This window comes from Acinetobacter sp. YH12140 (assembly GCF_013418475.1).
Classification (GTDB): Bacteria; Pseudomonadota; Gammaproteobacteria; order Pseudomonadales; family Moraxellaceae; genus Acinetobacter; species Acinetobacter amyesii.
The window spans coordinates 1-5,556 of the sequence record NZ_VPBZ01000025.1 but is presented as its reverse complement, the minus strand read 5'-3'; the positions used below and the strand labels follow the sequence as shown (position 1 = coordinate 5,556).

General features: G+C 31.9%; 6 protein-coding genes and 1 pseudogene. 3 read left to right on the top strand and 4 right to left on the bottom strand.

Annotated features, from left to right (window positions below; all coding sequences use genetic code 11):
* Positions 1-130: 130 nt before the first annotated feature.
* Positions 131-1,165 carry a tRNA-dihydrouridine synthase gene (locus FTU75_RS17985; protein ID WP_169538918.1) on the bottom strand — a complete coding sequence of 345 codons (1,035 nt, stop codon included), beginning with the start codon at positions 1,163-1,165 and terminating at the stop codon, positions 131-133.
* A 114-nt stretch (positions 1,166-1,279) separates the two neighbouring features.
* On the opposite strand from FTU75_RS17985, the gene FTU75_RS17980 reads away from it, so the two are divergent.
* Positions 1,280-1,981: an IS1 family transposase gene (locus tag FTU75_RS17980; protein ID WP_004282341.1), complete on the top strand. Its 702-nt coding sequence runs from the start codon at positions 1,280-1,282 to the stop codon at positions 1,979-1,981.
* A gap of 71 nt (positions 1,982-2,052) precedes the next feature.
* On the opposite strand, the gene FTU75_RS17975 is transcribed toward FTU75_RS17980, so the two are convergent.
* Both FTU75_RS17975 and FTU75_RS17970 read right to left on the bottom strand, forming a co-directional pair.
* Positions 2,053-2,583 (bottom strand): NAD(P)H-dependent oxidoreductase, encoded by a 531-nt coding sequence (locus FTU75_RS17975; protein WP_218944953.1) that lies wholly within the window; start codon positions 2,581-2,583, stop codon positions 2,053-2,055.
* 165 nt (positions 2,584-2,748) lie between these two features.
* Positions 2,749-3,399, bottom strand: coding sequence for a DUF234 domain-containing protein (locus FTU75_RS17970; protein ID WP_218944954.1), 651 nt, complete (start codon positions 3,397-3,399; stop codon positions 2,749-2,751).
* Between the two features lie 155 nt (positions 3,400-3,554).
* Here FTU75_RS17970 and FTU75_RS17965 point away from each other — a divergent pair.
* Together FTU75_RS17965 and estT are read left to right on the top strand one after the other, a co-directional pair.
* Positions 3,555-3,851, top strand: a pseudogene (locus FTU75_RS17965) (FAD-dependent oxidoreductase); the annotation flags it as partial.
* Positions 3,852-3,868: 17 nt separating this feature from the next.
* Positions 3,869-4,729, top strand: coding sequence for a macrolide hydrolase EstT (gene estT / locus FTU75_RS17960; RefSeq protein ID WP_077782102.1), 861 nt, complete (start codon positions 3,869-3,871; stop codon positions 4,727-4,729).
* Positions 4,730-5,227: 498 nt separating this feature from the next.
* Here estT and FTU75_RS17955 read toward each other — a convergent pair whose 3' ends face one another.
* Positions 5,228-5,398, bottom strand: coding sequence for a nitroreductase family protein (locus FTU75_RS17955; RefSeq protein WP_218944955.1), 171 nt, complete (start codon positions 5,396-5,398; stop codon positions 5,228-5,230).
* Positions 5,399-5,556: the final 158 nt, after the last annotated feature.

Here is a 5,556-nt window from a genome sequence, read left to right as displayed (position 1 = left end):
TGTTCCATTTTAGAGATTTGTTTAAGATAAGATATAACTCATTGAGATGTGTCATAGTATTCGTCGTTAGAAAACAATTATTGTGACATTATTTCAATGAGTTATCTATTTTTGTCGTGTACAGAGAATATTATTTTAAAAATGCTCTTGCATAAGAGCTATTAATTTTCTCTTTTTCGTTTAGTTCATTTGCAGCATAAAATACAAGATTTGGATTTTTAAGCAACTCTCTTCCATATGCAACAAAATCACAAAAACTATTTTCAAGAAGATATTCACCCTCTTTTGCTGTTGTTATTAAACCAACAGCAATAACAGGAATATCTACACTTTTTTTAATCTCTTTTGCCCAATTAGCTTGATAAAATGGTTCAATTTTTGGTATCTTATCTGGATTTTCTATATTTCCACCACTTGAAACATGAATACAATCAACTCCAACTTTTTCTAACTCTTTACATAAATAAATAGAGTCTTCTATATTCCATCCATTTTGCATCCATTCATCAGCACTAATTCTAACAATAAGGGGTAATTTTACCCTATTTTTTATCTCTTTTGCAGTTTCAATTACTAATCTACACCTATTTTCTAAACTTCCACCATAAATATCATCTCTTTTATTTGTTAAAGGTGATAAAAATTCACACAACAAATATCCATGAGCAGCGTGAAGTTCTACTGAATCATAATTTGCTTTTTCGGCTCTAATTGCAGCATTTACAAACAACTCTTTTATTTTTGTTATCTCTTCAAGACTTAACGCTTTTGGAACTTTATATGGTGATTTTTGACTAAAAGCAATTGAGCTTGGAGCTACACAAATATCATCAACAACTTCAGATTTTCTTCCTGCATGAGCTAATTGTATAGAACTTTTTGCTCCAAATAAGTGTAACTTCTCATTCATTTTTTTATGATTTTCAATTAAAGAATCATCCCAAAGTCCTAATTCAAAAGATGAAACTCTTCCTTTTGGCTCAACTGATGCTGGTTCAACAATAATTAAACCAACATCAGCCATTGCTCTTGAAGTATAGTGAAACATATGGAAATCTTTTAATTCTCCACTATTATCACTTTTATACATACACATAGGTGGCATTACAACTCTATTTTTTAGTTCCAAATCACCTATTTTACCTTTGTTTAATAATAAACTCATTATAGCTCCTTAAATTAAATATATCAAATTATATATACACTAAACTTAAAATTCTGGTGGTGTTTCAAAAAGTATGCTGAAAAAAAGCAGGTTGGATTTTGATAAAATAGAGAAATGCGAATAACTCTAGAAATCAAGTGTCCAGCCTGCCTAAGTGACAGTATAAAGAAAAATGGCACAAAAGTAGATGGTAAGCAAAATTACCAATGTAAAATATGCAGACGTCAATTTATTGGTGATCATGCTCTCAGTTATCAAGGCTGTCACTCAGGTATCAAAACCAAAATATTACACCTCATGGTGCGAGGCAGTGGTGTCAGGGATATAGCAGAAATTGAAAGAGTAAGTATCGGTAAAGTTCTACGGACACTTAGCCAATCAAAATATCAACTTCGAGCACAGCAAAGTCATTATGAAACCCTTGAAGTAGATGAGTTTTGGACTTTTGTTGGTCATAAGCAAAATAAACAATGGCTAATTTATGCCTATCATCGAGAAACAGGTGAAATTGTTGCTTATGTATGGGGTAACCGAGATTTAGCCACTGCAAAACGACTTAAATTAAAATTGAAGCAGTTAGGTGTAAGCTATACATGTATATCAAGTGACCATTGGGATAGCTTTGTTACGACCTTTAAAGAATGCAAACAGTTGATTGGTAAATTTTTCACTGTGGGTATAGAAGGCAATAATTGTCGATTACGGCATCGAATCAGGCGAGGCTTTAGGAGAAGCTGCAACTTCTCCAAAAAGCTTGAAAATCATTTCAAAGCCTTTGATTTAGTGTTCTTTTATATCAATAATGGATTCGTTTAATGCCAGCATACTTTTTGAAACACCACCAAAATTCTCTCTTAAAGTATCTTCAAATTTAGCTAACTCTTTATTTAAATCCAAATCTCCTTTAAAAATATCATGCATAGAGTAAGTTTTAAAGGTTCTAATCCAACAAATTGAAAAGTTTTATGAGTAGCAACATTTGCTTCATCTAGTGATAATCCATCAAAAAAACCATCAGGATTGTTAAACTCACTTTTTGGACAATTATATGTCAAGCTTAGCATATATTTTTTGCCTTTTAGTAATCCACCACTTCCATAAGTTTTGCTATCATCGTTTTTGCTTCTTCCGTCGTTTGCATAGTGTCTTCCTTGAGTAAAAGTCTCATCGAAATATTTTTTTGTAATCCAAGGAACACCCATCCAATAAACAGGATATTGAAACAACACATAATCAGCCCACTCAAACTTCTCACACTCCTCTTTTATATCGTAACCCTTATCTATATTTGTATATTTTATAAGAAAGTTATTTTCTTTGAAAAATTGTGTCGCTTTTTCTAAAATCTTTTCAGTTAATTCACCTTTTGCAACATTTTCATAATATTGGTGTCCATTTAAAATTAAAACTTTTTTCATTTTGTACTCCTTTTAAATTATTCAACAATTATATATAATCAAACTTAACTTTTATATCGATTAAGGCTTTATACAAAGTTTGCAAAAACCACTTGCACCAACTTGAAATTAGAGTAATTACCCTAGCAACCACTCTAGCACCAGCTATTATCTGTTTTTCTAATTTTAAATATCTTTTATCGATAAAAGCCTATACTCTATCTCATAATCTTTATACTCTTGAATTAATTTTTGAGATTTCAAAACTAAAGCCTGATAGTTTATCCGTTTTTCATTTAGTTTTACTTCACAAATTAGAAGTTTCTTATCAATATCATCGATAGCAACTATATCTATCTCATTTTGATTATTTCTCTCCCAATATGAGCCAATAGAAGTGAAAGTTTGTTTCTCTTTTAAGAGTTCCACAAAAAGTTTTTCAAGGAATTTTCCTTGAAAAGTTGAGATATCTCTATAGATAATCTCTTTTAATCTATCGAAATTTTCAGCTTCGATTAGTGATTGGTATTTAAAAATAAATCTAAACCAAAAGGATAAAAAATTATCAACTATCTCATATTTTTGTACTTTTGAGTTTGGTTTAGCATTTATTGGTTTAATTGATTTTATGATGTTATAGTCATTTTCAAGTCGTGATAAATGTCCTGAAATATTTCTTTCCAAAATTGATTCTATTTCACTTCTTGATGTTTTTGAATCAGAGATTAAAGCTAAAATAGAAAAATATGTTCCATACTCTTTTCCAAACTCTTCAATAAGTCTATTTTTTCCCTCTTCCAAAAATATTGAGTTTGGATCAATAATTGTATCTATCATAGATTTTAAATCAAAACTACTGTTTAAGATAAATAGTTCTATATATTTTGCAACTCCACCACTTAGCAAATAAAAATCAAGTAAATTTTTATTTGAATAAGAGTTGTAATCTTTTAAAATCTCCTTTAATACACTTACTTTCAAAGGTTTTAAATCTATTTCCCTTAGATAAGTCTTGGAAAAGTAAGCGTCCATTACCCATAACGATGATTGGAGATGCTGCTCATTTGATGCCTCCTTTTGCAGGACAAGGCGTAAACAGTGGGTTGATGGATGCCTTGATATTGTCGGATAATCTGACCAATGGGAAATTTAACAGCATTGAAGAGGCTATTGAAAATTATGAACAGCAAATGTTTGCTTATGGAAGAGAAGCACAGGCAGAATCAATAATAAACGAAACGGAAATGTTCAGCCTCGACTTTTCGTTCCAAAAACTAATGAATCTATAAAACAGAAAGGCGAGGAAATGAAAGAGAAAATAGTTAAAAAAAACGGAATAAGACTTTTTACCGAAAGTTTTGGATGTGAAAAAGATCCGGCAATACTCTTGATTGCGGGAGCAACGGTATCCATGTTGTATTGGGATGCTGAATTTTGCCAGAAACTATCTGAAAAGGGATTTTTTGTTATTCGCTACGACAATAGGGACGTAGGAAAATCTACTAATTACGAACCGGGTTCAACCCCCTATGATATTGTTGACTTAACCCATGATGCTATTTCAATTTTGGACGGCTATAAAATAGTCAAAGCCAATTTTGTGGGAATTTCACTGGGCGGACTGATTTCTCAAATAGCATCAATAAAATATGCCGACAGGGTAAGTTCAATAACACTAATCTCATCAGGTCCTTGGGGCGACTCAGACCCCACAATTCCTGAAATGGATACGCGTATTTTAGATTTTCACGGAAAAGCTGAAACCGTAGATTGGACAAATGAAGACAGTGTGGCAAATTATTTAATTCAAGGTGCTGAATTGATGAGCGGCAGGAAACAATTTGACAAACAAAGAAGTGAAAAACTGATTAGAGCCGAATTTAAAAGAGCTAATAACTATATAAGTATGTTCAATCATGCGGCACTGCAAGGTGGTGAAGAATACTGGAACAGATTGAGCGAAATCAATCAGCCAACCTTAATTGTACACGGAACGGACGATAAAATATGGCATTTTAAGAATTCAGCAGTTTTACTTGAAAAGATAAACGGCTCAAAACTAATAACGCTTGATGGAACCGGACACGAACTACATTTCGAAGATTGGAATAAAATTATTGATGGAATAACGCAACATACAACAAATAACAAAAGAATGAACAAATAGGGTATTATGTATTTCCAAATCAACGGTTTAGAGATTGAAGCTAATATCAATGTGTTCTTTGAATAACATCTTTTGGTGTTTTTTAATAATCATACTACGCAATTTTCTTTTATAAAAGGAAATATTGTAAACTAAATACGAAATGGTATCTTCATTAAATCATATTATCTCAGAGGTACAGCGAAAAGAAAATGCCATTTCGCTGTCTGCACCTAATATAATTGATGAAGCGCACCAAATGACGATATACCTAAAAGAGTACTTATGGTCAATAAGAGAGGATATTATAAAGCAGGGTTTTAAAAACCATTGGGAGGAAATCAACTTCTTTCGCAACATTAAGCCATACATTCTTAAATAAGACCGTCCCGTAAATTTCAGCCGAATCCGACAAAAAGGCGTGAAGATTTCCTTTAAATAGAGAGACCGAAGGTCATCCTTTTCCTAAAAAAGGGGGGGGCCATGGTTCCAAGATGTAAAATCGAGGGCTAATTCAGGCTATACTTTTGTAATTACCAAAAACTTCCATGGCTCTTGCCCAAAAGAGCTAGGAGATTTTCTCCCTGCTTCTAAAATATAGTTTAAATCTTCATCTTTTATCTTTTTTGTCTCATCAAATATTTTACAAGCATGTCTAAAATCCATTGCTTCCATAAAAGTTTTTTCCATAAATTTATCCTTATTTTTTATTAATATTATTCTCTGTACACGACAAATTTCACAGAACCCTTATCCTATCAGGATTCTGCTTTCTTAAAATTGCCAAAATTTCCTTAAACTCTTCTTTTTTCCCAAAACCAATTAAACGCTGAATCGCCATTTGAACA

What these genes read in the sequence shown, in the direction of transcription:
- FTU75_RS17985 (WP_169538918.1), bottom strand. Translation starts at nt 1,165, where the DNA reads ATGAGTTTATTATTAAACAAAGGTAAAATAGGTGATTTGGAACTAAAA.
- FTU75_RS17980 (WP_004282341.1), top strand. Translation starts at nt 1,280, where the DNA reads ATGCGAATAACTCTAGAAATCAAGTGTCCAGCCTGCCTAAGTGACAGT.
- FTU75_RS17975 (WP_218944953.1), bottom strand. Translation starts at nt 2,583, where the DNA reads ATGAAAAAAGTTTTAATTTTAAATGGACACCAATATTATGAAAATGTT.
- FTU75_RS17970 (WP_218944954.1), bottom strand. Translation starts at nt 3,399, where the DNA reads ATGATAGATACAATTATTGATCCAAACTCAATATTTTTGGAAGAGGGA.
- estT (WP_077782102.1), top strand. Translation starts at nt 3,869, where the DNA reads ATGAAAGAGAAAATAGTTAAAAAAAACGGAATAAGACTTTTTACCGAA.
- FTU75_RS17955 (WP_218944955.1), bottom strand. Translation starts at nt 5,398, where the DNA reads ATGGAAAAAACTTTTATGGAAGCAATGGATTTTAGACATGCTTGTAAA.